Source organism: Pseudoalteromonas sp. SCQQ13 (genome assembly GCF_015864415.1).
Classification (GTDB): domain Bacteria; phylum Pseudomonadota; class Gammaproteobacteria; order Enterobacterales; family Alteromonadaceae; genus Pseudoalteromonas; species Pseudoalteromonas nigrifaciens.
The window spans coordinates 30,366-55,747 of sequence record NZ_JADYXG010000022.1; the positions used below are offsets into that span (position 1 = coordinate 30,366).

A 25,382-nucleotide genomic window follows, 5' to 3' on the forward strand; every position below is an offset into this window, starting at 1 on the left:
ATTACTTAGCAGTAATAACGCTGCGCACTACAGGCTCTAAACTACTCATTCCCCAATGCTTTCCCTTTGCTAGGGCCGATTCAATATCAAGCCCCTCTGCATGAGCAGAAATAGCCATTAAAGCCCCTACTCTATTGCTACTAGCACAATGTAACAGCACAGGTTCGCCGTTTAGTTCTGCCATTATTTTAGCCAGCTTTTGTGCGTTTTCAACGCTAACATCTTGCGCGCCAGCAATTGGCAATGCGTGATACTGCATCCCTAACGAAGCCACCAACTGGGCTTCATCCCAGTCTTGCTCGTTTTCGCCACGTAAATTAATTACGTGCTTTACTCCAGCATTAGCGAGTTGTTTAAGCTGCTCGCTCGTTGGTTGTGCCGCAGACAACGTTTGATTTTCGTGAATAACTAAATTACGCACATCGCTAGTTTTAACTGCTGTAATATTAATAGACTGCTCTGTTGCAAACGCTGCGCCTGTAGTTAATAGCGCAGTGATAAATAATGCATTGGCAAACAACTTAATATGTCTCATCTTGGCTCTCTCTATAAGGTTTTAGAATTAAAAGTGGGCTTTTATTTTTGCTATTTTCTCGTCTTCATATGGCACTGCCGGGTGTTTACCCCATACTGGCGCAGGCCAAGCGGCATCGCTAGTAAAGCGCGCAATATGATGAATATGTAATTGCGGCACCATATTACCAAGCGCCGCCACGTTTAATTTATCGGGATTAAATACCCGCATTAATAAATGACTCAATTTTGCCGACTCGCGCAAATAAGTAACTTGCTCATCCTCGCTTAAGTCAATTATCTCTTTTAAACCGGATTTTTTTGGCACCAAAATAAACCAGGGGTATTGGCTATCGTTCAATAGTAATACTTTACACAGCGGCCAATCGGCAAGCTCTATACAATCGCGCTTAAGCTCTGGGGCTAGTTCAAATGTGGGGTGGGTCATCATAGTGTCCTACTTTGTCTTTAATAATTACCACTTTATAGCATTTAGTTGCAGTTGCACACGCTTGGCTTTACCATTCTAAGCAATATTTATTAAAGCGAAGGCAACCCTGTGCTAAAAAAAATAAAACACCTTTCACTGGCCATCCCTCTGCTAGCAAGTGCTGTTAGCGTACAAGCAAAACCACTCTCGCTAGAGCGTATTTTTGACGACCCGAGTTTATCGGGTAAATCTCCTGTGCAATTAAAGTTTTCGCCCGATGGCAATCGCGTTACTTATTTACAAGGCAAAAGTGACGACTATAACCGCTACGACTTATGGGAATATAACTTAAAAGATAACACCAACCGTATGCTGGTCGATTCGGCTAAGTTATTCTCGGGCCCAGAGAACCTCTCTGACGAAGAGAAAGCACGCCGCGAGCGCCAGCGTATTTTTGGCCAAGGTATTCTTGAATATAAGTGGTCTAAAGATGGTAAAGCGTTATTGTTCCCACTTAACGGCGATTTGTATTACTACGAACTAGCAGCAAATAAAAGTAAAAAACTCACCAATACCGAGGCATTTGAAACCGATGCTCGCTTTTCGCCAAAAGGTAATTTTGTATCTTTTATTCGCGAGCAAAACCTGTACGCTTTAGCGCTCGATTCTGGTAAAGAAATTCAACTAAGTAACGATGGCGGCGGCATCATTAAAAATGGCATGGCCGAATTTGTTGCACAAGAAGAAATGAGCCGTATGACCGGCTATTGGTGGGCCGACGACGAGTCTAAAATTGCCTTTACTCGCGTTGATGAAAGCCCAGTAAAAGAAGCGCTACGCAACGAAATTTACGCCGACGAAGTAAAACTATTCAATCAACGTTACCCATTTACTGGCACTAATAACGTTAAAATACAGCTTGGCGTAGTTACCTTAAACAATCAGCAAGTGGATTGGGTTGATTTAGGCAAAGATGAAGATATTTACCTTGCCCGAGCAAAATGGTTAAAAGATAGTAATACGCTCTCGTATCAATGGCAAAACCGCTCACAGCAAACGTTAGAGCTGCGCTTTTATAACAGCAAAACTAAAAGCCAAAAAGTAGCGCTCACCGAAAGTAGCGATACCTGGATAAACTTACACTTTGACCTTGAGTTTTTAAAAGACAAAAAGCATTTTGTGTGGGCGTCTGAGCGTGATGGTTTTAAACATTTATACCTTTATCGCACCAATGGCCAATTAGTACGTCAAATTACTAACGGCGAATGGGCGGTCGATAGCTTAAAAGGCATAGATGAGAAAAAAGGCCTCGTTTACTTTTCAGGCAGAAAAGACACCCCACTCGAAAGCCACTTATACAGTGCCTCGTTATTTAAAAAAGGCGATATTAAACGCATTACCGAGCAAGGCCAATATCACGATGTAGTACTTGCCAAAGACAACAAAACCTTTATTGATAATAGCTCGGCGGTTAATCAGCCAAACGCTGCAGCTCTGCGTAAAATAAATGGCGAGTTTATTACTTGGCTTGAAGAAAACAAGCTAGATAACACGCACCCGCTTACGCCTTACCTAAGTGATTTAGCGACGCCTGAATACGGCACACTTAAAGCCGAAGACGGCCAAGTAATGCATTATAGGTTATTTAAACCAAGCAATATAAGTGACGCTAAAAAACACCCTGTTATTGTGAACGTATACGGTGGCCCACATGCACAGCGAGTAACTAATAGCTGGCGTAGTAAAAACCTATATTTTCAATATATGGCGCAACAAGGCTATGTGATTTTTCAACTTGATAACCGCGGCTCATACAACCGTGGCAAAAAGTTTGAAGATGCTATTTATAAAAATTTAGGTGAAGTAGAAGTTGCTGATCAAATTAAAGGCGTGGAATTTTTACGTACGCTTGATTATGTAGACCCACAACGTATTGGTATTTACGGCCACAGTTATGGCGGTTACATGGCACTAATGACCATGTTTAAAGCTGGCGATTACTTTAACGCCGGTGTTTCTGGCGCGCCAGTAACCGACTGGGCACTTTACGACACTCATTATACTGAGCGTTATTTAGGCCACCCGGCCACTAATGCTAAAGGCTATGAAAACAGTGCGGTATTTCCGTATATTGACGGCTTAAAAGGTCCATTAATGATTTACCACGGCATGGCCGACGACAATGTATTGTTTACTCACGCCACTAAACTATTTAAACAATTACAAGATACCAATAAACCGTTTGAAATGATGACCTACCCAGGTTCTAAACACAGCCTACGCGGTAAAACAGTGCAAACGCACCTACACCAAACCATTACTAACTTCTTTAATCGTCATTTTGATGTTAAATAACAACTAAATGTTGAATAAATAGACTAAAGGCTGATTATAAATCAGCCTTTTTTTTGCCTTAATAAGTGCTAAGTTTAGTTATATAAATAAACTTAATAAAAGCACAGCAGTGCTGTACCCATTAAGGAATAAACATATGCTCAACCTTCGTCGTTTTACTATTTTTCAGCGTTTTGCACTGTTAGTTGGTATCGTTGTATTGGGACTGGTTATATTAAGTATTTCGAGCTTAAGTAATCAGTATCAAGCGCTTAAAAATGAGCAATATCTTAAAACTCAAAACCTAGTAGAAACCGCCTATAGCGTTATTGATCACTTTTATAATCTTGAGCAAAGTAATACCCTCACCCAACAACAAGCGCAGTCGCAAGCTTTAGCTACAATTAGTGCCCTTAGGTACGATAATACCAACTATTTTTGGATAAATGACTACCACCCAAAAATGATAATGCATCCATTTAAGCCAGACTTAAATGGTACAGATTTAACTAATAACAAAGACCCCGATGGCACAGCATTATTTGTAGAAATGGTAAAAGTGACTCAACAAGCAGGTTCAGGGTTTGTACCTTATAAATGGCCTAAACCAGGTAAAGACAAACCAGTTGATAAAATAGCGTTTGTGAAGGGCTTTAACCAATGGCAATGGGTTATAGGTTCGGGCGTGTACCTCGACAGTATTGATGGTGCATTTGCTGAGCAACGTAATTTAATAATTATAAATGCCGTGGTAATGATTATTGCACTGATTATATTAAGCTACTTTATTGGTAAAAGTATTATTACTCCAACACGCTTAGCTGCCGACATGATGAAAGATATTTCCCAAGGCGAAGGCGATTTAACCCGCAGCTTAGATGAAACCGGAAATGATGAAATTTCTGAACTAGCGCATTCGTTTAACTTATTTATATTGAAAATGCGTGAATCGTTGACGCATGTATCGCAAAGCGCACACGATGTTAATCAACATGCGCATACCGTTGACGAAGCAAGTAAAACAAGCCAATCATTTATTGAATTACAAAACGACAGTAGCACTCAGGTAGCTGCAGCAATGGAGCAAATGACCCATCAAATTCATGATGTGAGTCGCAATGCTGAAGCCGCCGAGCAAGCTGCAAACGATGCAGCTAGTAATGCATCATCAGGTAAAAATGTCGTTGCCAATACAATAACAGCGATTGAAACACTCTCCAGTAATATAGAAACTGTGAGCCGAGTTACCGCCGATTTAGCCAGCGAAAGTAATAATATAGGATCGGTACTTGAAGTAATTAGAAGTATTTCAGAGCAAACTAATTTACTTGCCCTTAATGCTGCGATTGAGGCTGCTCGCGCAGGTGAACACGGCCGTGGGTTTGCCGTTGTGGCAGACGAAGTGCGTACTTTAGCAAGTCGTACTGGTAAAAGTACCGACGAAATTCAAGCTATGATCACTAAGCTGCAAAACGGTGCAAAAGCAGCTGTAGAGGCGGTGAAGTCGAGCCAAGCTCTTTCAGCATCAACGGTTGAGCAGGCATCATCAGCAAACACATCATTAAATGAAATTGAACGCTTAGTTAGTGTGATCACCGAAATGAACAGTCAAATAGCGCGTGCTACTGAGCAGCAAACTTTAGCTGCAGATGAAGTGAACTTGCGTATTAACGACCTAGCTAATTCAACTAAAGAGTCACTCGATAATACCAAGCAATTAACCGGTGCCAGCGAGCAGTTAAAACAAAGTAGCTCACAACTCTCAAGTGTAGTAACTCGTTTTAAATTAGATTAAAAATTAAAAGCCCTGTATTTACAGGGCGTTGTTAATTACTACTTTATGGTAATTACAAACAGTAACTAGCAAATAAACTACTTACCGAGGCTGCCGTTGGCTTGCCATGCTGCCAATCGCCGCCCTCTACTGCGCTACCTGCTATGTCCATATGTACATAAGGTAGTGGCTGAGCTGAGTCGTTACCATGCTTGTCTAAGCCGCCAACAATTGCTAAAAACGCCATAGGGAACTGATGTCCTCGTGCCGTTACAGCCGATGCTGCGTTATTACTAGAAAGTACATCGTCTGCTAAAGTACGCGGCTTGATAAAGTCATAATCCTCACGACGAGAACGCGATACTTCTGCGCCATCGGCCCATAAGTCGCCGTTATCAGCGAGCTTTCGTGAAATATTAGCACTACGTGCTGGTCCATTTTCAACGTAAGCACCATAAGGACCCATAGCGCGGGCTGCATGGCCGGTTAAAGTGGCCACTGTAAATAGCGTTGGGTTAATTTGGTTTTTAGCTAAATCTTTCATTTCACTTAACAGGTCGCCCATAGCTAAGCGCCCTTCTGCATCTGTATTACCTATGCGTACTCGCACACCTTCACGGCTAGTAATAATTTCATCTGGTACAAAACAATCAGAGCCAATTGAGTTACGTACTACCGCTAAGTAAGCAATTACTTTAACGCCCTTAGGTTGGTAGTCGGCCACTGCTTTCATAAAGCCGGCCACAGAAGCTGCACCGCCCTTATCGCGGCTCATGCCCGCCATATGGCCGCCCACTTTTAAATCAGCGCCGCCGGTATCGTATACTAAGCCTTTACCTACAAACATGAGTGTACGAGTTACCTCGCCCTCTGGTACATATTCTAATTTAACTACACGCGGGTGATGATGCTCAACAGCGTACGATGCACGAGCTACTGTGCTAAGCATAGGGTAGTTTTTATCTATAACTGCAAGGTCATCAATAACATCAACTACAACATTACTGCCTTTAAATAGATCAACACAGTAATCTGCAAAACGTGGCGGCGCCATGCGCTCAGGCTCAGTGCCACATAAATCACGCGCTGCGTATTGTCCAGCTGCAAGTGCATTCACTGCTTTAATTGTTTGCTCTGTGGCATCAACCAAACCAATTTGCGTAATTGGCTCAATAGCCTCGCCATGATATTCGCGCGCTTCTAATGGCTGCCACAATGCTTGGCAAGTTCCTAAGTAAGCAACTTCTAGCGCATGCTGATAACGGCTGTCGGCATTTATATTAGGCAAGTAAATAGCAGGGTTAACACTGCCCGATGCTTTAGCTTCATTTATTGCTAATTTTGCAGCATCAAAATAACGGCGTACATCGTCGTAGTCTCTATTTAATGGCCCAGTAGGCGCCAGTACTACACGTTTATTATTAATAACTAATAAAGTTACTTGCTTACCGATACGTGAATCTACTTTTGCTTGCGCTGCAATAGCGTCGCGTAATGGATTGTTAGCTAATTGAGAAAAGTCATCACTAATTATAATGAGTGCGTCATGCGCGTTGCATTCAAGGCTAGCGCTCACTGGCTGAGCCACTACTGCTTTAGGGTATGCCATAAATAAAGGTCCTGTTAAAAACATAAGCCTCTATTATCGTTGATTTGAATATTGAAGACCAGCAAGCTGCGATAAGCTCCCCGCTTAAGTTAACATGCGCTGGCAACTTGTCACTACAGGGTTTACATATCAAGTATGCTCAGCTGCAAATTGTGTTGCGGCTGATTCTTTATTCCTACCCCAATACCTAACAAACGCACTGGTTGCTGTAAGCCGCGTTGATACGCTTTAGCTAATAGTTCGCTAAAAATATCGCTATTTAATTGCTGATGCGCCTGATCGGCTGAGGTCACTACAAAATTAGCAAATTTCACTTTAACACTAAGTTTATTTACCTGGTTTTGCAGCTGCTGCTTGTTTAGTCGAGTGGTTAACTCCTCAAGCAGTGAAGGAAGTTGTTCTAGGCATTCTTGTAAACTATTTTTATTGTACTCATAAGTATGCTCAACGCTTAGCGATTTACGTACGCGCTCAGTAGACACCCGGCCTATGTGTTCACCAGCGCACTTTTGATATAACGACACGCCAAAATTACCTACATGTTGCTGCATCCAATTTACGCCTTTTTTGCGTACATCTTGGCCTGTATACAAACCTTTTAAGTTAAGCTTTTCGAGCGTGACCTTACCTACCCCCGGAATTTTACCCAGCGGTAGCTGTGCTAAAAAGGCATCAACCTGATCGGGCAATACTACAAACTGACCATTGGGTTTGTTTTCGTCACTGGCTATTTTGGCAATAAATTTAATTGGCGCAATACCAGCCGAGGCAGTAAGCCCTGTGGCATTATAAATATCAGCACGAATTTGCTGCGCAATAAGTGTAGCGCTGCCTTTACACTGATCACTATGGGTTACATCTAAATAGGCTTCGTCAAGAGAGAGGGGTTCAATTAAATCTGTATAGCGACTAAACACGGCACGTATTTGCGTCGACACGTCTTTATAAACAGCCATACGCCCAGGCACTATAACTAAGTCGGGGCATAACTGCTTAGCATGATAGTTAGACATAGCCGAGCGCACGCCATATTCCCGAGCAATGTAATTTGCAGTAGAGAGTACGCCACGGCGACTATTACCACCAATTGCTAGTGGTACATTGGCAAGTTTAGGGTTGTCGCGCATTTCGACCGCCGCATAAAAGCAGTCCATATCTATATGAATAAACTTTTTCATTACCACTATAACAACTGTTTATTTATACAGCCATTATTATAGAATCACCTATAATTAGCAAGCTTGCACCCTATTAAAAACAGCGTTTATTATTTTTACGCTTTTTAAAAGAGTACAGCCAAAACCCTGTTTCCAACGCAAAGCCCATAACTGTTAAAGCAATTACACCCGATGCATTACCCATCGCGTAGCAAATAAATGCAGCTATAAAAACTAAACAGACTAAAAGCCAATTAACGACACTTTTCATACATATCTCCCTAGCTGTGTTATATAACAATAAACCTTTTATTTAATTAAACCAAACATAAAATACCCTAGGTTAATTACCTTGAGGTAATAACCCCATATTGATAATCTAAACACTTTAAAATTAAAGGGCGTAAATGTATGCAAACGTTTAAAGATCAACATCCTATTCATACTGATATTACAGTGGCATGGGGAGATATGGATGCTCTGCAACACGTAAATAATGTCGTTTATTTACGCTATTTTGAAATAGCTCGCATCGATTTTTTAAATAAAATAAATCTTTTTGAAACCATTAGCAGCAAAGGTATTGGCCCTGTGATCAGCGAAAACACCATTCGCTATAAACGCCCGGTTACTTTTCCCGATACTCTCACTGTAGGTGTCACCATTAGCGATATTAAAACAGATCGCTTTATGATGAACTACAACGTGTTTAGCCACGCGCAAAATGCCATTACCACTACGGGCACTTCGCAAGTCGTAATGTTTGACTTTCAAACTGGTAAAAAGTCGCCAATCACTGAGCCGCTTTTATCTGCTATACAGCAATATACCCAAAACTAAGCCAGTAAATAAGGAGCTTATATGCAATACAACCCACTAGGTAGCAGTGGTGTAAACGTCTCAAGGGTCTGCTTAGGTAGTATGACGTGGGGGTTACAAAACACGCAAAGCGATGCAGATCAGCAAATAGCTTATGCGCTTGAGCAAGGTGTTAACTTTATTGATACCGCCGAAATGTACGCTGTGCCGCCATCTCCCGACACCTACGGCAAAACAGAGCAAATTATTGGCAACTGGTTAGCGCGCAATCAAGATAAACGTAGCGACATAGTACTTGCCACTAAAATTGCCGGAAACGGTTTAGAGTGGATACGTGAAGGTAGCAATATTACCCGCCAAACAGTCATTGCCGCGGTTGATGATTCGCTTAAACGCTTGCAAACCGATTACATTGATTTATACCAACTACACTGGCCCAACCGCGCCACGCCACATTTTGCCAAACAATGGCCAGGTATGCTTAAATTTACCGAGGTAGATACGCAGCAACAAACTGCCGATATGCTCGATATATTAGAAGGTTTAAACGACTGCGTAAAAGCCGGAAAAATAAAACACTGTGGCCTTTCAGACGATACACCTTGGGGTGTTAACCAGTTTTTAAACTTAGCTAAAGAGCATAATTTACCGCGCATGGTGTCGATTCAAAACGAATTTAGCCTAGTACACGCCAAAGATTGGCCTTACTTAATAGAACAATGTGTACACGAAGATATTGCTTATTTACCTTGGTCACCATTAGCTGCGGGTTCATTAACCGGTAAATATTTAAACGGCGCACGCCCTGAAGGAACGCGTTGGACCTTTATGCAACGTAACGGTATTTTCCGCGATACGCCAAACGCACAACAAGCAATAAAGCAATACGTAGAACTTGCTCACGCCCATAATTTAACCCCAGCAGAACTTGCCCTAGCTTGGTGTAATAAAGTGGATGGCGTAACTTCTACTATTATTGGTGCCACGTCTATGGCGCAATTAAAAGAAAATATAGGCGCGTTTAACCTTACTTTAAGCGATGAAATTCTCGGCGCTATTAATCGTATTTTTAGACAATACCCTATGCCTTATTAAGCTAATGCGCATTAATTAAAAAGACCAAGTTAAAAGTAAAAACCGCAAGCTAAGTGCACCTACTCCATAGATGCACTTTTAACTTTGCATTATTACTCGGCCTGCCATTTATGCGCTAATATACGTTGCTCATTGGCGTACAGCGTGACACTAAATATACTGCCCGCCGTTACTTCACCAACCCCTGCAGGTGTGCCGGTCATTATCACGTCGCCATCTTCTAAGTACATAAAGTCACTAATTTCAGCTAAAATTTGCGCTGGTTTATGTAACATAAAATCGCTATTGCCTTGTTGTATTAGTTGATCGTTTATTTTGAGCTCAAAGCTAAAATGTTGCATCTCTTCGTTAAGCTCAACAAACGGCGTTAATAGCACAGAGCCGTCAAACGCTTTTGCTCGCTCCCACGGCAAGCCTTTGTTTTTTAACTTAGCCTGCACTTCGCGTTTGGTTAAATCAAGCCCCAAGCCAACGCCAACTAAACGACTATTTTTTACCACAAAGCAAAGCTCGGTTTCGTAATGTAAAGCATCCTTATTATGCTTAGCTAGCAACTTAGTACCAATTGCACTATTAGGCTTATTAAATAACACCATTTGCTCTGGCAGTTCATTATTTAACTCTGCAATGTGTGCGGTGTAATTACGCCCTACACACACCACTTTTGAGGGTAATACTTGCTCACAACCCAATGTTACTAACTGCATAAATCAACTCTATATTGTTGGTTAAATAAGTGTTTCGAGCAAAGCTAAATTAATTGGTTTAAGCAGCACTTGCTCAATTTCAAGCTGTTTAATTTTTACTGGATCAGGTTCCATACCACTAACAATAACGCGCTTTAATTTTGGATAATGTTGTTTTATATGGTTTGCTAAATCTAAACCACTGCCGTCGGGCAGGTTCATATCTAGCAGTACTTTATCGTAGTTAGCGTCTGCTTTAAGTATGGCTAAACAATGCTCATAACTGCTTGCTATTTGTGTTTCAACCCCTAAGCTTTCTAGTAAAAGTTGCGTTATTTGCGCCGCATCGGCGTCGTCTTCTACTAATAAAAAGCGGGTATTACTATGGGTAACTTCGGGGGGAATTAATACATCTGCTGTTTTATTATTTTTACTAAGCGTATCTTGTAAGCACTGATACAGTAAGTTGGAATCGACTGGTTTTGCTATCACATTATTAAACCCTAATGCCGATAACTCATTATGAATGCCTTTCATAGTTGCTGCCGTTAAGGCAATAATTGCGCCTTCAAAGCCAATTTTTCTAAGCTCTATGGTGGCTTCTTTTCCGCCCATAATTGGCATATGTATATCCATAAAAATAGCGTCGTAGTCTATTCCTTGTTGCTGGGCATTACGTACTTTTTCAAGCGCTTGCTTACCGTGCTCAGCGTAATCTACTTTTGCTCCTGCAGAAGTGATCATGTGGCCAACTAAAACGCGTAAATCACGTAAATCATCAACCACTAATACCCTACCATTAACTTTACATGGTGCATTTTTTTGCTGCATATTAGGGGTTAAGTCAAGCCTTAATAAGCTACGCTCTACATTTTTAATATTGCCCGGATAGAGCGAAATAATAAATTTAGAGCCTTTGCCTATTGCTGAATCTAAGGCTATTGAGCCCTGCATTCTGTTAAGTAACTCAGTACAAATAGCAAGTCCTAAACCTGCACCGCCCACTGCACGCGACTCAACATCGGCTATTTGTTCAAACGGTTTAAATATAAGCGCTTGTTTTTCGGGGGCAATGCCCATGCCCGAGTCTTCAATACTAAAAAATAGCATTTCACGGTCGCTAACAAACTCAGTCCAAGCACAAAGAGTTATTTCGCCTTGCTCGGTAAATTTAATTGCATTGTTGATAATGTTTATAAGTATTTGTCGAAGGCGAGTTGCGTCAATATTAACGATTAAAGGCAAGGGCTGCAGCGATTCAAAGCGTAATGACAAGCCCTTATCAAGCGCCGACACTCGCATTAAAGTAAATACGTCAGCCATTAAGCTATCAAGATTTACATCACTGCAATTAAGTTCAAGCTTATCGGCCGCTATTTTTGATAAATCGAGGACGTCATTAAGTAAGCTTAATAAGTGTTTACCATTGCGATAAATTACACCTAGCTCGTTTTCGGCTTGTTTACTAAAGTCGCTTTGCATTAATAGTTCGGTGTAACCTAAAACCGACGACAGCGGCGTACGTAGCTCGTGGCTTAAGTGTGCTAAAAAGCGATCTTTTGAGCGGTTTTCGGCTTCGGCTTTTAATCGTTCAAGTCGCTCATCTTCAACATCGCGACGGGCTAAAGCATAACGTATTGCGCGCGCAAAGCGGCTAGTGGTCATTTCACTTTTAACTAAATAGTCTACAGCGCCGGCATCAAGTGCAGCCGAATCTAACGCTTCATTAGATTGCCCTGTTAACATAATTATTGGGCCACTAAAGCCGTTTTTTATTGCTTGTTTTAATACACTTAAGCCATCTGAGGCACCTAAGCGATAATCTAGCAGACAAATGTCATGCTTATTCTCACTAAGTACTTTAACTGCTTGTTTAGGGTCGCTAACCCACTCAATCTCAAATGTATGGGAACTGAGCTGCTCAAGATAATCGCTAGTAAGAATATAATCATCTTCATCATCTTCAACAAGTAGCAGCTTGGTTGCCTTAATAGACATGCAATCTCCCGTTTTAGTGGCTGTTTTTAATCATTATAAGTATTTGGTAACTCTACAAACTCAACCCAGTACTTACCGAGTGCTTTCATTAGTTCAACTAAACCATCAAAGGTAACTGGCTTAGTTATATACGACGCAGCACCTAAGTCGTAGCCTTTAACCATATCTTCTTCTTGCTTTGAGGTAGTTAAAATAACAACAGGTATACCCTTTAAGCATGGGTTTGCTTTAATAGCTTGCAATGCCTCGCGGCCATCCATACGTGGCATATTTAAGTCTAATAAAATTAAACCTGGTCTGGGTGATGTATCTTTTTGCTCAAATTTACCTTTTCGCTCCAAGTACTCTAATAGCTCCACACCATCTTCAACAAAATGTAACTCGTTAAGTACACGGCTTTCGGTGAGGGCATCTTGAGTTAATAAACGATCATCTTCATCATCATCAGCCATTAAAATAGTGATTGGTTTTACTTTAGTAAGTGGCATTTAAGCCTCTCCTTGCAATGTGAAAAGCTCGCTTTCCACAGGTAGTTTTATTATGAAGCTTGCACCCTCACCCATGTTACTTTGTGCTGTTATAGTACCGCCATGGCGCTCTACTATACGCCGACAAACAGATAAACCTATGCCGGTGCCTTTATATTGCGAGCGACCATGTAAACGCTGAAATGGAACAAATATTTTATCTGCATAATCTGGCGAAAAACCAATACCGTTGTCTTTAACGGTAATTATTTGCCAACAAACTTCGGTATTATGCCCTTCACTAAACTCACTCGTTTTTATGTGTTCAATATTAATAACTGGTTGTTGTTCTGGATGCCTAAATTTAACTGCGTTTGAAATTAAGTTTAAAAATAACTGTTGCATCTGGCTTGGGTCGGCCTGAATTATTGGCATATCGCCCACATTAACCTGTGCATTAGACTCTTTAATTGCAATTTCTAAATCACTTAAAATATCATTTAATACATTATTTAAATCGGTATCAACAAAGTTTTTGCCACGGGTGGTAATACGCGAAAACTCTAATAAATCATTAATTAAATTAGACATGCGCTGCGCTGCATTTTTCATGCGCGCTATATAATCCATGCCTTTTTCACCTAGCTCATCTTTAAACATAGTTTCGAGACGATCACTAAATGCTTGAATTTTACGCAGTGGCTCTTGCAAGTCATGGCTTGCTACAAAGGCAAACTCTTCTAGCTCGCGGTTACTGCGGCTCAACTCATCTGAATAAAGCGTTAGCTCTTGAGTTCGCTCTGTCACTTTGTTAGCTAGCGTTTCGTTTTGTTTTTCAAGCTCTGCACGATACTGCGCAGCATTTCTTAAATTTAACCGTGTAAGTACAAACATGCCTATAATTAGCAAACCGCTAGTGACTGCGGTAATAACAAAGGTAATTTTAGCTTCATTTTTTATTTTTGCTAACTTAGAAAAATGGCTAACTTTAAACAGCATTTCTCGATCTTGAATTTCGTTTACCGCTAAGCGAATTTTTTTATACAGCTCTCGTCCTTTATCTGTGTTTACTAAATACAGCGCACTGCGCTCTTTATTATTTTGCGCTAAGTTAACGGTCTTTTTTAATTCAATTTCCTTTTGATCCACTAACGACAATAACAGTGCAATACGCTCTGCCTGGCCATTAATTTCTGAACTTAATGATTTTACATGCTCAGTTTGTGACTCAAGCTGCTCAAGTGCATCATAATAAGGAACTAAATAATCACTTTTTTCTGTAAGTAAATAACCTCGCTGACCCGACTCGGCCTGCACAACTGACAAATGTAACTTTTCGATAGCGCTAGTGAGCATACTGGTATTGTCTAAACTATTTTGCGTTTGGCTTAATCCTTGTATGGTATTTACTGCCAAAAATGCGTTACCAATAATGATAGATAACACCACAACAATAAATGTTGCCCAAATGACATTAGCTTTACTTGGTTCTTTTTGCGTACTCATTTAGCATCCTAATTCAAAGAGATAAATTATTGCGAGTCTGTAATTGTTTGTAAGCTTTCGCTGCACTGTTGGCAGTTAGCAATAATTTTATTTAGCGCATCGAGTGCTTTCTCTTTTGGCATATCGTTTTCTAGCACCAGTTTTATAAGCTCTGCATTCATCGAAATTCGATTAAGTGGTGCTCTAGCATCGTGTACTAACTCATTCAGAGGTTTTTTACTGTCATTGCTCATTGTTTTCCTCAAATTTTATTTATATTCGCCAATGCCACCATAAGCATTTAGGCGGTTATAAAGTGTTTTAGTACTAATACCCAGCATTTGTGCAGCCAAGGTTTTATTACCTTGTACTTTATCGAGCGTGGCATGAATAAGTTCTTTTTCTACTTCCTCAATGGTTTGTCCTGCCGACACTTGCTTGTCGTTAGTTTGGCTATTCACTTTTGAAAATGGCGACTCTAAATTATCGGGTAAGGTAATATCACTGGTTTGTGGATCGCTCATAATAAACGCACGATGTATGGCATGGCGCAGTTCGCGCACGTTACCAGGCCAGTCATAGCTTTGTAGCTCTTTTAACTGGTCGTTATTCCAGTTAAATGCGGTGCCATTTTCATCATTTAATTGCTCTAAAAAGGCGTTTGCTAATAGTGGAATATCTTCTTTACGATCGCGCAGTGCCGGTATATCAATAGGAAACACTGCCAATCTAAAGTAAATATCTTCACGAATAATATTATTTTGCGCTAAATCGGTAAGCGAGCGGTTAGTGGCGGAAATAACTCGGCAATTTGTAGGTATTTCGCGGTTTCCGCCAACACGTGTTACTTTTTTTGTTTCTAGCACGCGCAGTAAGTTAGGTTGCATACCAATTGGCATTTCGGTTACTTCGTCTAAAAATAACGTGCCGTCATTTGCTTGTTCAAACACGCCTTCTTTACGTGCAATAGCACCGGTAAATGCGCCTTTTTCATGGCCAAACAGCTCACTACTAATTAACTCTTTTGAAAAACCACCACAGTTACTTGCCACCAGCGGTCCTCCACATTCGCTGGCATTATGAATGGCCTGAGCAACCACTTCTTTACCCGCACCACTTTCGCCCATAAGCATTACGTTGGCGTGGGTTTTAGCCACTCGCTCTATCATGGTGTACAGCTTATGCATTGCTGTAGACTCGCCTATTAGCGTACCAAAGTGGCGGGTTATAGCTGATGATTTCGTTTTTTTAATGATTTTTTTCGGGCCATTTAACACCCTTTCAAGATCTTCACGCTGCAATGGCTTTAATAAATGCGCAACATTAGGTTCGCACATGTCGGCTAAAATCCCCTTTACCGAAGGGTGCCCAGATATTAGAGTTATTTTAGGTGAATGGCCTATCATTTTTAAATGATCAAGTAGGTGTAAGCCGCTACCGTCGGGGAGCATAAAGTCGAGCAGTATATGATCAAAACTATTGTTTTCTAGCCACTGATGGGCTTCTTTTAAACTGGTTGCTGTACTTATGTTATGGCCGAGGAATTCGACTATATGACAAACCACGTCACTAAACTCAACGTCATCGTCCACTAATAGTATATTTAACATGATTAATCCCTATGCTTTTTTATTATTCTACTTGGCCTTAGCACTAAAAGAAAGGCGCGCTATTTGTCGCTTAAATTACAGAGCTTATATTATTTAGTTACATTTTCATCAGTGAACAGTGTAAGCATACTTGATGTACTTAAACTTAAAAAACACTCACTTTATATACTATTTAATAAAAACCTAAAATAAATAACTGATATAATTTAACTTTATTACAGGAGAGCCAATGCGCCCATTAAAAACCCTCATTCACCCAAGTATTAATATTGAACAAGGCAGCCAATTTACACGTATTACCGCCCGCGCTATTGCCATGCATAAACAGCATATTTTATTAATGTATACAAAGAGATACGATGACTTTAGTTTACCTGGTGGCGGTGTTGATGAGCACGAAAGTATAGAGCAAGGGTTAATACGTGAGCTACAAGAGGAAACCGGCGCACAAAATATAGTAATAAAAAAAGAGTTCGGCCTATATGAAGAGTACCGCCCTTGGTACAAAGACGACTTTGACATTATTCATATAAAGTCTTATTGCTATGTATGTAATATTGACCAAAAGTTAGGCCAAACGCAGCTTGAACACTACGAGCAACAAAATGGTATGGTTGCCAAGTGGGTAGATATAAATGAAGCAATTGAGCATAACGAGCGAACACTTGCCACCAGCGATAAGCAGGGGCTGTCGATTATTCGCGAAACCTATTTACTCAAAGAAATAGCTAAACAGTTATAGCCTGTAATTAGCTTTACTTACACCTGAGTAAAGCTCAACAAGGTATTTTTTTTGTGCTATAAAAACGATACAAGCCAACTAAATTACTGCTTAAAAATAAGCTTTCCATAACAATAGCGACCGGAGAGCCTGCAAAAACGTTATGGCTTATCCAAAATAAAGTACCTACAACCATACATAAACGCATATGTAAGTCGTGCTTTTGAAACGATGCAAACGTTTGAATTAACGTCGCAATAAGTGCCAGTGCGCTAAACCAATCTTGCCAAGTAAAATAAACAGCCACGCAACACAGCAACATAAAAGCATACATTGCCCACGTTTTGCGTGCATAAATGCAGTAAAAATACCTAAAGGCGGCAATTAACATTAAGCAACCTGCGCTATTGTGCCCCAACATAAAAAAGTGCACTGCAGTCAGCAATACCGACATAAATAAGCAGGTTAAAATTAACGAACGCGACTTAAACTGAAACGAAGCAAGATCAAGTAATGTTGCTATAGCAACTAACGACTGAGCAATTAAAAACATAGTGACTCCTTAAAGCAGCAAGTCTAACTAGCTTTAGCGTTATTACTCTTAACTTAAGTTAAGTCGTTTACGAATTCTTGATAAAGAAATTGCCGAAATACCAATATACATAGCCACTTGAGTTAAACTTAGCTGCGCCAACCAATGGGGCTTTTCGGCTAATAAATAACGGTAGCGTTGCTCGGGTGTATTAAGCAATAAAAATGCTTCTTTGGCCTCTTTAAATATAAGCTGCTGCGCAATAAGTTGTTGCTTAATTATTTGCCATTCGGGTTGATTAAATACATTCAATGGGACGCTAATAACGCTTACCCTATTAATTACTTTTAGTTGATAAAACGCTTCGGTATTCGTTAGCCAGTTTCCATAAAGTAGCGCAAACTCATCTTTAAAGTAAAACTCCTTACACCTTTGCCCGCCCTGTGCATCATCATGTATTGCACCTAACACCCCATCAAGAATTAAATAGCCATAACGCTGCTTTTGCCCTTGTTGTAACAATACGGTATCGCGCGCTATATGCTTAATTGGGTATTGCGCTGCAAGTTGCAGTTTTAAATTTGCAGCAAGTTCTTGATAGCTATCGCCTAGCGGCAAGATTGAAATTTCATTCATTTATATTAACCATTTTTTGATGAGGGTTTACTGGCTCTAACTTGCAAGCTAAGCCTAAAAACACGTAAATTACTTTAATTTTCTTGTAAATTTTGCAGCTACTTGCATTGTTTACAAAATATAACAGATAAATAAACTATAAAAATATTAAATTCATATTATAAAAAACATTAAATTTATTAATAACATAAACTTATAAATAAACTCGAATAGAACCTTAACTGGCATTACCTTTGCACTTCTCAGTACAGACAAACATAGAGGAGATTACAATGAGCAACACAGTTAATACGATCAATCCAACAACTGAGCAAATCATTAATACCTATACGCTGCTGTCGCAACAGCAAGCTGAGCAGGTAATCGAAAAATCTCATCAAACCTATTTACAGTGGCGCTTAGTGTCAGTGACCGAACGTGCAAAACACTTAAACAAATTAGCTTCATTATTCGAAGAGCAAAAAGATGCCATAGCCAAGCTTATGACCGAAGAAATGGGTAAAGTATACGCCCAAGGTTTGCAAGAAGTTGAACTGTGCGCAGGCATTTGTCGTTACAGTGCCGAGCACGGCCCTAAAATTCTTGCTGATGAAGAACGTGACATGGACGGCGGTCGCGCAATTGTTAGCTATCAGCCTACGGGTGTACTACTTGGCATTCAGCCTTGGAACTTTCCGCTTTACCAGGTAATTCGTTACAGCGCCGCTAATATTATGGCCGGTAACACCACAGTGTTAAAGCATGCCAGTAATGTATTTGGTATGGCCGAAAAAATTGAAACCTTGTTTAAACAAGCCGGATTTCCTGAGCACTGCTTTAGTAACCTACTTATTGATGGCAAAACAGCCAGCGCACTCATAGCGCATAAAGCGATTAGCGGCGTTACCTTTACCGGTAGCGATAGCACAGGTAAAAAAGTGGCCGAGCAAGCGGGTAAATACGTTAAAAAAACCGTACTAGAGCTTGGTAGTAACGACGCATTTTTAGTACTTGATGACGCCGATTTAGAGCTTGCCGTAAAAACCTGTGTAACAGGACGTATGATCAACAACGGCGAAACGTGTGTTTCGGCAAAACGTTTTGTAGTGGTTGAGTCTCTGTATGATGACTTTAAAGCGCAAGTAAAACAGCAGTTTGAAGCCATGAAAATGGGCGATCCAATGGCCGACGGCACTGATTTAGGCCCAATGGCACGTAAAGATTTACGCGACGGTATTCACGAGCAAGTAATGCAATCGGTTAAAGCAGGAGCAAACATAGTCACCGGTGGTGAAATACCAGAGCAAACCGGCTTTTACTACCCTCCTACGCTACTTGATAATTTAGCGCCAGGCATGCCAGCATACGATGACGAATTATTTGGCCCTGTTGCCTCGCTTATAAAAGCGAAAGACAACAACGATGCAATGAAAATTGCTAACTCGTCTCGCTATGGTTTAGGTGGCGGCATTTTCTCAAAAGACGAGAAAAAAGCCATTGAGCTGGCTAAAAAGCACTTCGACACCGGCATGATCAACATAAACGGCTACGGTTTAGCGCAACCAAACTTACCATTTGGTGGAGTTAAAGAAAGTGGCTACGGTCGAGAGCACGGCGGCTTTGGCATGCGCGAATTTGTGAACGTTAAAAGCATCATGATCCACAGCTCATAAACTTACTATAAAGTACGAGTACTAAACACTCGTTACTAGAAAGTAAAATAAAACACCGCGCTAATTCAGCGCGGTGTTTTTGTATTCAATTTATCTAACATCAATTTTTGTTATTACGATTTTATATCGCACTTTTACTCATCATTTTTATCACGTGCTAAAACGCAGCACCTAAGCTCTTTATAAATTAATTACTGAAAGCTTAACTCTTTTCAAACACTGGCACTTTGCGTTTATCTGCTTTGCTCATAGCGAGTTGTTGAATCTCTTCTTGCTTGTGCAGCGCCGATTTAGTTTCTAGCGATTGTTGGTCGGCATTTTCAAAGGTTAGCTCGGTTAATAGCGCGAAGTGATCAGAACCGTATTTAGCTAATCGTTTTATACGCTTTACTTTAAACCCTTCGCTGTGAAATAAATGATCCAGCGGCCAGCGCATAAAAAAGTAACTTGCATGAAAAGTATTGTAAAAGCCACGGCCTTTACGGGGGTCTAATAAGCCACTAATTTGCATAAACAAACGGGTACTGCGCGACCAAGCTACGTCGTTTAAGTCGCCGGCAACTATGGTTGGCCGTGTTGGGTTTTTAAGTGCTTTTGCTACCATAATTAGCTCTGAGTCGCGCGGCCGCGATGAGTCTTCTTCGGTGGGGCTTGGTGGCGCTGGGTGAATAAAGTGCGCTTGCATTTTAACCCCTTGTGCACTTGCAAATAAAATATGAATTGACGGTATGTCGTCTTCTATTAGCTGGCATATTTGTGCGTCAAATATTTTAAATTTACTGTATAGGTGCATGCCGTAACGGTTGTCTTTAGGGCACTCTATGTAATATGGATAGTCTTTTTTAAGTACTGATAACTTATTTTGCCACCAGCTGTCACTTTCAAGGGTAATAAGCAGGTCGGGTTGATGCTGATCAACCAAGCTAATTAATTGCTCACTGTTATGGTTCGACATAAGTACATTTGCCGACATAATTCTTACACTGTGCGCAATGTGTTTTGAGGCGCTTTGCACTTCTTTTTTTGCCAACCAAGTATATGGGTATATCCACTTTCCCTGTAAAAACAAAATTAATACAGCGCCTGCAACAATATACAAAAAGTCTGTGGCGTTATTAAATGCAAAGTACCCAGCAACACATGCTATAAAGCTTGCAATATAAAACACTTGTAAGCGAATAAAGTCGCAACCACGCACCAGGTAATGCTGGCTATACGCCATAGGTAATAGCGTTATAAATAATAAAAAACTTGTTATTATTGCCAGCGTAATAAACATTTAAATTCCTGTTGGTTGCTTATCGACTCAAAATAGACAGTATTTCGCGCGTGTCGTGTACCATATGAATAATAGTACGATCTACCTCTATGCGTACAGTACCTTTATCTCGGTATCTGTCTATTACTTTGGCACGCTTATAAATATCACGCTCTAAAATATCACCTCTGTGGTAACTTTTATGCCAACCCGGTGGTGTCCACCCTTGACGAATAAGTTTTTTAGCTTCTTTTTTAGATAAGTGGTTATCGTGGCGATCATATTTTTTATGGTGTTTTTTCCACTCATGCTTATTTGAATAGTGTTTTTTATTATGGTGTTTTTTATTGTAGTGCTTGTTTGAGCCATGCTCGTATTTACTATGTTTATTATGGTGCTTATCATAATAATCATCTTTGTCGTGCTTTGCTTGTGCGTTAAATGAGCTCAATATTAAAATAATTAATGCGCTATAAATGGTTTTATACATAGTTAATCTCTGCTTTAGTTAATAACGCGAGATTAACAAGTTAGCCTGAACATTATATGAAACTCTGTATAAATTAATCTTAACGCTGCTTATATTGCGTTTTACAATGGCTGCGCATAATGGCGGGATCACGCAGCTTTAAATGTTTGGTTTTGCGCCCAGCGTGGCGTTTTCGCCATACTTTAAAGCTACCGCTGGCAATATTTTGGCGCATAAAAACCACCAACTGCGAATAGTTTAAGCCATAAAGTTGCTCTATTGCTTCAAACGGGGTTCTATCCTCCCATGCCATTTCTATAATGCGCGATTGCTGCTGGGCGTTAAACATAGTTATTTTCTCTTTAAAAAATAACTAATACGAAGCACTAAAATTGCACGATCAATTTAACTTAAGCCATATAAAATAGAGATATATTTAATTACGGTTATTTTTTATCATTATTTTAGAAGAAGAAAGTTTAAGTGTATGATATTAAATATATCTATAACCAAGTATAGAGAAGTTAACTATGTTTACAAAGCTGCCACGCTGGGTTGAATATGGCGCATTTACACTGGCATTTATTGCCGGCATTGTGAACGCCGTGGGTTTATTAGGATTTGAACATCAGGCTATTTCTCATTTGTCGGGCTCTGTTACTTTATTTGGCATTAAATTAATGAGTGATGGCAGTGCGGCATTATTACTGTTTAGTATCATAATTAGCTTTATGCTTGGCTCTGCGTTGTCGGGGTTTTTACTCAACGGTGGTTCGTTAAAGTTAGGCCGACATTACGATACTTTATTGTTTATTGAAGGGTTATTACTACTAGCCAGTGCCTACTTACTTTATAGCTCCTTTGTTTATGGCATAGTGCTGGCATCTGCCGCTTGTGGTTTACAAAATGCGCTGGCAACCAATTACAGTGGCGCAGTAGTACGTACTACACATTTAACCGGTATTTTTACCGACCTTGGTTTAATGATGGGCCGCGCATTAAAAGGCGATGCTGTAGATGGCCGAAAATTCATGGTGTTTTTACTGATCACCCTAGGTTTTTTATGCGGTGGTGTAATTGGGTTTATGCTATTTGAATTGTTTTCTGTAGCAACTTTAGTAGTACCGGCTGTTATGTGCTTTATTTTATCAATTACTTATCGGCTTTATCGTTTACGCAATACCGTTTAACGCAAGTTATTTCAATACGTTTGCCTAACGCTTACCATAGCACTATTGCCATATAATCAATGTGTAGGAATATATGAAACGCCATTACTTACCCCCTTTGCTGTTACTCTCTCAGCTACCACTTATAGCCATTGCCAAGCAAAATGATGCTCAGCCAATTGAGCGCATAACAACCACTGCGTCGCGTGTTGAGGCGCTTAGTACACAGTTACCCGTAATTATTAGCGTGCTCAATGAAGCACAATTAAATGCCATTGCTCCTACGCATATTGAAGAAGCCATGCAAAGAGTCGCTGGCGCAAATATACAACGTGGTAATGGCCAAGAATATTTACCCGCGCTGCGCTCACCTGTTTTATCCGGTGCAGGTGCCTGTGGTGGTTTACTCACACTTGAGGATGGTATTGCACTAAGAGCAGCTGGGTTTTGTAATATAAACGAGTTGTTTGAAGCACATAGCGAAATGGCGCAGCGTATAGAGGTACTTAAAGGCCCTGGTTCTGCCCTGTATGGCTCAAATGCGGTGCATGGGGTTATTAACGTGATCACCCCAGATACAACGCAAGATGGCGGCTTAATCGGACTAGATTATGGCTCGTTTGGCTATAACCGCTATAAATTACGTGCTGGCCACGATATGGGCAGCAGTGGGTTAGGTATTAACGCCAGCATTACTGACGACAGCGGCTATCGCGATGATGAAAGCGTAAAACAACAAAAGGTAAACTTACGTCACCGGTATAATAATAGCGATTTAGCGCTTACTTCTGGGCTTACTTATACCCATTTAGATCAACAAACCGCAGGCTTTATTACTGGCCTTAAAAGCTATAAAGACGAGAGCATAGCACAACAAAACTTTGATCCGGATGCGTTTAGAAAAGCACGTTCGTTACGAGTATGGAGTAACGCCACTTGGCAAATAAATGACGATACACTCTCAACAACGGTGTATTTTCGTAACCAAAGTATGGACTTTTTTAAGCATTTTTTACCTGGTACGCCACTAGAGTACAACAGTCAAACCGGTGTGGGGCTGCAGTCGCTTTATCAACATCAGCTAGAGAATAATATTAAGCTTAACTTTGGCCTAGATGGCGAATACACCCGCGCCGACTTTTTACAAAGTCAAAACAAGCCAACTCAAGGCTCGGCATTTTTAGTTGCTACAGTACCCCAAGGTAAGCATTACGATTACGACGTAAATGCCACTTTATATGCACCTTTTGTCAGTGTTGATCTGCAACTAAACGATTGGTTAGTGACTCTTGGCGCTCGTTATGAGCACATGCAATACGACTACACTAATAACATGTTAGCGGGGCGCACGAAAGAAGACGGTACAGAGTGCGGATTTGGTGGTTGCCGATATAGCCGCCCTGAAAGTACAAAAAATAATTTTAGTAACTTATCGCCAAAACTTGGGGTTAGCTATCAGTACACTGTTAATAACCTGCTTTATGCTAACTTTTCGCGTGGCTACCGAGCGCCACAAGCCGCCGAGTTATATCAGTTACAACGCCAGCAAAACACCACTAATTTAAGTGCCGAAATAGCTAATAATGCTGAGTTTGGCTTAAAAGGCGTTTATCAAAATAGTCGTTATAATTTATCGGTTTATGCTATGAGTAAGCACCATACTATTTACCGCGACAGCGACTTTTTTACCGTGAATAATGGCAGCTCGCGCCACCGCGGGATTGAGCTTGAACTTGAGCATGCTCTCACCTCAACTTGGTCAGTTAACTTTGCCGCCAGTTATGCCAAGCATAGTTATACTAATGAGCAAATACTCAATAATATCAATATTAAAGATAATGATGTTGATACCGCCCCGCGTAAAATTGCCAATTTAGATTTAACCTGGCAGGCGTTTAATAACGCCAATGTGGCACTGCAATGGCATCATGTTGGTCGTTACTATACCGATCCTGAAAACTTACACAGTTATGACGGGCATGACATTTTAAGTTTACGAGCACAGTGGCAAATAACAAATAACTTAGCGCTTGCAGCGCGTATTATTAACTTAACCGATACCGCTTATGCCGAGCGCGCCGATTACACAAGCTTTACCGGCGACCGCTACTTTCCAGGGCGGCCACGTAACGCCATGATCTCAGCAACTTATAGCTGGTAAACATCCAGATCGCTCATGTAACGCATGGGCGATTTTTTCATTACTTTTTTAAACATAGTAATAAACGCACTCACCGACTCATAACCTAATAGCTCCGATACCTGCTGCACACTTTGCTGATTAGATAACGCCTGCAGTGCAATTATAATATGCAATTGAGTGCGCCATTTACCAAAGGTCATACCGGTTTCTTTTTTTATTAACCGCGCTAAAGTACGTTCAGTTAAAGCAAATTGCTGTGCCCATTGTGGCAATGTTTTACGGCTATAAGGCTGGCTAATAAGTTGATTGCTCATGTTTTTAATAACACTGTTTTTTGATAGTACAAAGTCTAAAGGTTGAATTGGCATATCCACCAGCTGATCAAATAATACCTGTGCAAGCCGTGCGGTTTTACCCGTTAAGCTATAGTTTTGCTGATTACTTGCCAAACTAAGCATTAACTCTTTTATTAATGGGCTAATGGTTAATGTACAGGCTGTACTTGGCATACCTTGTAAGTTTGCATCAATAAATAAGTGGCATAAATGCGCATTATCAGATGCTCTATTACTGTGCTCTACATTTGCCGGGATCCAAATGGCGCTATGAGTAGGCACCATCCACATTTTTGTTGCCACTTCACAGGTAACATAACCGTGCAGGGCTAAAATTAACTGCCCTTTTGGATGAGTATGCAGCGGAATTTCACGGCTAAGCTGGGCATATTCTATTTTAGCAATAACCGGCTGCGGCATGATTTCAAAGTTTTTTATTTCATTCCAATCTTGGGGAAGCTGCATTTTGTCTGTTTTTAGTTATTTAATG

25 protein-coding genes are annotated in these 25,382 nt (G+C 40.5%); 8 read left to right on the top strand and 17 right to left on the bottom strand.

From position 1 onward, the window contains the following. Position 1: 1 nt before the first annotated feature. Positions 2 to 535: a fused DSP-PTPase phosphatase/NAD kinase-like protein gene (locus I6F41_RS15490; RefSeq protein WP_086993181.1), complete on the bottom strand. Its 534-nt coding sequence runs from the start codon at positions 533 to 535 to the stop codon at positions 2 to 4. 27 nt (positions 536 to 562) lie between these two features. Next, entirely contained in the window at positions 563 to 961 is a 399-nt protein-coding gene (locus tag I6F41_RS15495) for an HIT domain-containing protein (RefSeq protein WP_197108736.1), read from the bottom strand. A 111-nt stretch (positions 962 to 1,072) separates the two neighbouring features. On the opposite strand from I6F41_RS15495, the gene I6F41_RS15500 reads away from it, so the two are divergent. Further along, entirely contained in the window at positions 1,073 to 3,298 is a 2,226-nt protein-coding gene (locus I6F41_RS15500; protein ID WP_089368684.1) for a S9 family peptidase, read from the top strand. Between the two features lie 136 nt (positions 3,299 to 3,434). Next, the gene (locus I6F41_RS15505) at positions 3,435 to 5,072 is read left to right on the top strand and encodes a methyl-accepting chemotaxis protein (RefSeq protein ID WP_197108722.1); all 1,638 of its coding nucleotides are present in this window, start codon (positions 3,435 to 3,437) and stop codon (positions 5,070 to 5,072) included. 52 nt (positions 5,073 to 5,124) lie between these two features. Here the strand turns inward: I6F41_RS15505 and I6F41_RS15510 are convergent, their stop codons facing one another. From I6F41_RS15510 to I6F41_RS15520, 3 genes are all read right to left on the bottom strand, one after another. Continuing rightward, positions 5,125 to 6,660, bottom strand: a complete 1,536-nt coding sequence (locus I6F41_RS15510; protein ID WP_182684364.1) for a M17 family metallopeptidase — start codon at positions 6,658 to 6,660, stop codon at positions 5,125 to 5,127. 122 nt (positions 6,661 to 6,782) lie between these two features. Then, positions 6,783 to 7,838, bottom strand: a complete 1,056-nt coding sequence (dinB, locus tag I6F41_RS15515; RefSeq protein ID WP_197108726.1) for a DNA polymerase IV — start codon at positions 7,836 to 7,838, stop codon at positions 6,783 to 6,785. Positions 7,839 to 7,911: 73 nt separating this feature from the next. Beyond that, positions 7,912 to 8,088: a hypothetical protein gene (locus I6F41_RS15520; protein WP_197108728.1), complete on the bottom strand. Its 177-nt coding sequence runs from the start codon at positions 8,086 to 8,088 to the stop codon at positions 7,912 to 7,914. A 140-nt stretch (positions 8,089 to 8,228) separates the two neighbouring features. Here I6F41_RS15520 and I6F41_RS15525 point away from each other — a divergent pair, with 140 nt between their 5' ends. Both I6F41_RS15525 and I6F41_RS15530 read left to right on the top strand, forming a co-directional pair. Beyond that, positions 8,229 to 8,657, top strand: coding sequence for an acyl-CoA thioesterase (locus I6F41_RS15525; RefSeq protein WP_086993205.1), 429 nt, complete (start codon positions 8,229 to 8,231; stop codon positions 8,655 to 8,657). 21 nt (positions 8,658 to 8,678) lie between these two features. Next, a complete protein-coding gene (locus I6F41_RS15530; RefSeq protein ID WP_179807512.1) occupies positions 8,679 to 9,731 on the top strand; it encodes an aldo/keto reductase in 1,053 nt (350 codons plus the stop codon). A gap of 92 nt (positions 9,732 to 9,823) precedes the next feature. Here I6F41_RS15530 and I6F41_RS15535 read toward each other — a convergent pair whose 3' ends face one another. Genes I6F41_RS15535 through I6F41_RS15560 form a run of 6 tightly spaced genes read right to left on the bottom strand, consistent with a single transcriptional unit; the run spans position 9,824 to position 15,977 of the window. Further along, positions 9,824 to 10,438, bottom strand: a complete 615-nt coding sequence (locus I6F41_RS15535) for a fumarylacetoacetate hydrolase family protein (RefSeq protein WP_197108730.1) — start codon at positions 10,436 to 10,438, stop codon at positions 9,824 to 9,826. 21 nt (positions 10,439 to 10,459) lie between these two features. Beyond that, positions 10,460 to 12,415, bottom strand: coding sequence for a hybrid sensor histidine kinase/response regulator (locus tag I6F41_RS15540; protein WP_197108732.1), 1,956 nt, complete (start codon positions 12,413 to 12,415; stop codon positions 10,460 to 10,462). A 26-nt stretch (positions 12,416 to 12,441) separates the two neighbouring features. Continuing rightward, positions 12,442 to 12,903: a response regulator gene (locus I6F41_RS15545; protein ID WP_011329045.1), complete on the bottom strand. Its 462-nt coding sequence runs from the start codon at positions 12,901 to 12,903 to the stop codon at positions 12,442 to 12,444. Beyond that, complete coding sequence (locus tag I6F41_RS15550; RefSeq protein WP_179807509.1) at positions 12,904 to 14,388, bottom strand: sensor histidine kinase; 1,485 nt, start codon at positions 14,386 to 14,388, stop codon at positions 12,904 to 12,906. A gap of 26 nt (positions 14,389 to 14,414) precedes the next feature. Further along, positions 14,415 to 14,621 carry a histidine kinase gene (locus tag I6F41_RS15555; protein ID WP_182678284.1) on the bottom strand — a complete coding sequence of 69 codons (207 nt, stop codon included), beginning with the start codon at positions 14,619 to 14,621 and terminating at the stop codon, positions 14,415 to 14,417. Positions 14,622 to 14,636: 15 nt separating this feature from the next. After that, entirely contained in the window at positions 14,637 to 15,977 is a 1,341-nt protein-coding gene (locus I6F41_RS15560) for a sigma-54-dependent transcriptional regulator (RefSeq protein WP_182684367.1), read from the bottom strand. A gap of 229 nt (positions 15,978 to 16,206) precedes the next feature. Between I6F41_RS15560 and I6F41_RS15565 the strand changes: the two genes are divergently transcribed. Continuing rightward, complete coding sequence (locus I6F41_RS15565; RefSeq protein WP_011329049.1) at positions 16,207 to 16,719, top strand: NUDIX hydrolase; 513 nt, start codon at positions 16,207 to 16,209, stop codon at positions 16,717 to 16,719. A gap of 34 nt (positions 16,720 to 16,753) precedes the next feature. Here the strand turns inward: I6F41_RS15565 and I6F41_RS15570 are convergent, their stop codons facing one another. Further along, the gene (locus I6F41_RS15570; RefSeq protein WP_011329050.1) at positions 16,754 to 17,251 is read right to left on the bottom strand and encodes a YgjV family protein; all 498 of its coding nucleotides are present in this window, start codon (positions 17,249 to 17,251) and stop codon (positions 16,754 to 16,756) included. Positions 17,252 to 17,299: 48 nt separating this feature from the next. Then, positions 17,300 to 17,866 (bottom strand): Crp/Fnr family transcriptional regulator, encoded by a 567-nt coding sequence (locus tag I6F41_RS15575; RefSeq protein WP_089368690.1) that lies wholly within the window; start codon positions 17,864 to 17,866, stop codon positions 17,300 to 17,302. 272 nt (positions 17,867 to 18,138) lie between these two features. Between I6F41_RS15575 and I6F41_RS15580 the strand changes: the two genes are divergently transcribed. Continuing rightward, a complete protein-coding gene (locus I6F41_RS15580; protein ID WP_011329052.1) occupies positions 18,139 to 19,518 on the top strand; it encodes an NAD-dependent succinate-semialdehyde dehydrogenase in 1,380 nt (459 codons plus the stop codon). Positions 19,519 to 19,720: 202 nt separating this feature from the next. Here I6F41_RS15580 and I6F41_RS15585 read toward each other — a convergent pair whose 3' ends face one another. From I6F41_RS15585 to I6F41_RS15595, 3 genes are all read right to left on the bottom strand, one after another. Continuing rightward, positions 19,721 to 20,797 carry an endonuclease/exonuclease/phosphatase family protein gene (locus I6F41_RS15585; protein WP_182684368.1) on the bottom strand — a complete coding sequence of 359 codons (1,077 nt, stop codon included), beginning with the start codon at positions 20,795 to 20,797 and terminating at the stop codon, positions 19,721 to 19,723. A 19-nt stretch (positions 20,798 to 20,816) separates the two neighbouring features. Continuing rightward, positions 20,817 to 21,266 (bottom strand): hypothetical protein, encoded by a 450-nt coding sequence (locus I6F41_RS15590; RefSeq protein WP_011329054.1) that lies wholly within the window; start codon positions 21,264 to 21,266, stop codon positions 20,817 to 20,819. Positions 21,267 to 21,345: 79 nt separating this feature from the next. Next, a complete protein-coding gene (locus tag I6F41_RS15595; RefSeq protein WP_011329055.1) occupies positions 21,346 to 21,594 on the bottom strand; it encodes a TIGR03643 family protein in 249 nt (82 codons plus the stop codon). A gap of 181 nt (positions 21,595 to 21,775) precedes the next feature. Between I6F41_RS15595 and I6F41_RS15600 the strand changes: the two genes are divergently transcribed. Together I6F41_RS15600 and I6F41_RS15605 are read left to right on the top strand one after the other, a co-directional pair. Beyond that, positions 21,776 to 22,435, top strand: a complete 660-nt coding sequence (locus I6F41_RS15600; protein ID WP_011329056.1) for a YoaK family protein — start codon at positions 21,776 to 21,778, stop codon at positions 22,433 to 22,435. Between the two features lie 73 nt (positions 22,436 to 22,508). Further along, positions 22,509 to 24,575 carry a TonB-dependent receptor gene (locus tag I6F41_RS15605; RefSeq protein WP_182684369.1) on the top strand — a complete coding sequence of 689 codons (2,067 nt, stop codon included), beginning with the start codon at positions 22,509 to 22,511 and terminating at the stop codon, positions 24,573 to 24,575. On the opposite strand, the gene I6F41_RS15610 is transcribed toward I6F41_RS15605, so the two are convergent. Then, a complete protein-coding gene (locus I6F41_RS15610) occupies positions 24,563 to 25,357 on the bottom strand; it encodes an AraC family transcriptional regulator (protein ID WP_011329058.1) in 795 nt (264 codons plus the stop codon). The genes I6F41_RS15605 and I6F41_RS15610 overlap by 13 nt on opposite strands. Positions 25,358 to 25,382: the final 25 nt, after the last annotated feature.

Excerpts from the sequence above, each read along its gene's own strand:
- I6F41_RS15490 (WP_086993181.1), bottom strand. The coding sequence starts at position 535 with ATGAGACATATTAAGTTGTTTGCCAATGCATTATTTATCACTGCGCTA.
- I6F41_RS15495 (WP_197108736.1), bottom strand. The coding sequence starts at position 961 with ATGACCCACCCCACATTTGAACTAGCCCCAGAGCTTAAGCGCGATTGT.
- I6F41_RS15505 (WP_197108722.1), top strand. The coding sequence starts at position 3,435 with ATGCTCAACCTTCGTCGTTTTACTATTTTTCAGCGTTTTGCACTGTTA.
- I6F41_RS15510 (WP_182684364.1), bottom strand. The coding sequence starts at position 6,660 with ATGGCATACCCTAAAGCAGTAGTGGCTCAGCCAGTGAGCGCTAGCCTT.
- dinB (WP_197108726.1), bottom strand. The coding sequence starts at position 7,838 with ATGAAAAAGTTTATTCATATAGATATGGACTGCTTTTATGCGGCGGTC.
- I6F41_RS15520 (WP_197108728.1), bottom strand. The coding sequence starts at position 8,088 with ATGAAAAGTGTCGTTAATTGGCTTTTAGTCTGTTTAGTTTTTATAGCT.
- I6F41_RS15525 (WP_086993205.1), top strand. The coding sequence starts at position 8,229 with ATGCAAACGTTTAAAGATCAACATCCTATTCATACTGATATTACAGTG.
- I6F41_RS15530 (WP_179807512.1), top strand. The coding sequence starts at position 8,679 with ATGCAATACAACCCACTAGGTAGCAGTGGTGTAAACGTCTCAAGGGTC.
- I6F41_RS15535 (WP_197108730.1), bottom strand. The coding sequence starts at position 10,438 with ATGCAGTTAGTAACATTGGGTTGTGAGCAAGTATTACCCTCAAAAGTG.
- I6F41_RS15540 (WP_197108732.1), bottom strand. The coding sequence starts at position 12,415 with ATGTCTATTAAGGCAACCAAGCTGCTACTTGTTGAAGATGATGAAGAT.
- I6F41_RS15545 (WP_011329045.1), bottom strand. The coding sequence starts at position 12,903 with ATGCCACTTACTAAAGTAAAACCAATCACTATTTTAATGGCTGATGAT.
- I6F41_RS15550 (WP_179807509.1), bottom strand. The coding sequence starts at position 14,388 with ATGAGTACGCAAAAAGAACCAAGTAAAGCTAATGTCATTTGGGCAACA.
- I6F41_RS15555 (WP_182678284.1), bottom strand. The coding sequence starts at position 14,621 with ATGAGCAATGACAGTAAAAAACCTCTGAATGAGTTAGTACACGATGCT.
- I6F41_RS15560 (WP_182684367.1), bottom strand. The coding sequence starts at position 15,977 with ATGTTAAATATACTATTAGTGGACGATGACGTTGAGTTTAGTGACGTG.
- I6F41_RS15565 (WP_011329049.1), top strand. The coding sequence starts at position 16,207 with ATGCGCCCATTAAAAACCCTCATTCACCCAAGTATTAATATTGAACAA.
- I6F41_RS15570 (WP_011329050.1), bottom strand. The coding sequence starts at position 17,251 with ATGTTTTTAATTGCTCAGTCGTTAGTTGCTATAGCAACATTACTTGAT.
- I6F41_RS15575 (WP_089368690.1), bottom strand. The coding sequence starts at position 17,866 with ATGAATGAAATTTCAATCTTGCCGCTAGGCGATAGCTATCAAGAACTT.
- I6F41_RS15580 (WP_011329052.1), top strand. The coding sequence starts at position 18,139 with ATGAGCAACACAGTTAATACGATCAATCCAACAACTGAGCAAATCATT.
- I6F41_RS15585 (WP_182684368.1), bottom strand. The coding sequence starts at position 20,797 with ATGTTTATTACGCTGGCAATAATAACAAGTTTTTTATTATTTATAACG.
- I6F41_RS15590 (WP_011329054.1), bottom strand. The coding sequence starts at position 21,266 with ATGTATAAAACCATTTATAGCGCATTAATTATTTTAATATTGAGCTCA.
- I6F41_RS15595 (WP_011329055.1), bottom strand. The coding sequence starts at position 21,594 with ATGTTTAACGCCCAGCAGCAATCGCGCATTATAGAAATGGCATGGGAG.
- I6F41_RS15600 (WP_011329056.1), top strand. The coding sequence starts at position 21,776 with ATGTTTACAAAGCTGCCACGCTGGGTTGAATATGGCGCATTTACACTG.
- I6F41_RS15605 (WP_182684369.1), top strand. The coding sequence starts at position 22,509 with ATGAAACGCCATTACTTACCCCCTTTGCTGTTACTCTCTCAGCTACCA.
- I6F41_RS15610 (WP_011329058.1), bottom strand. The coding sequence starts at position 25,357 with ATGCAGCTTCCCCAAGATTGGAATGAAATAAAAAACTTTGAAATCATG.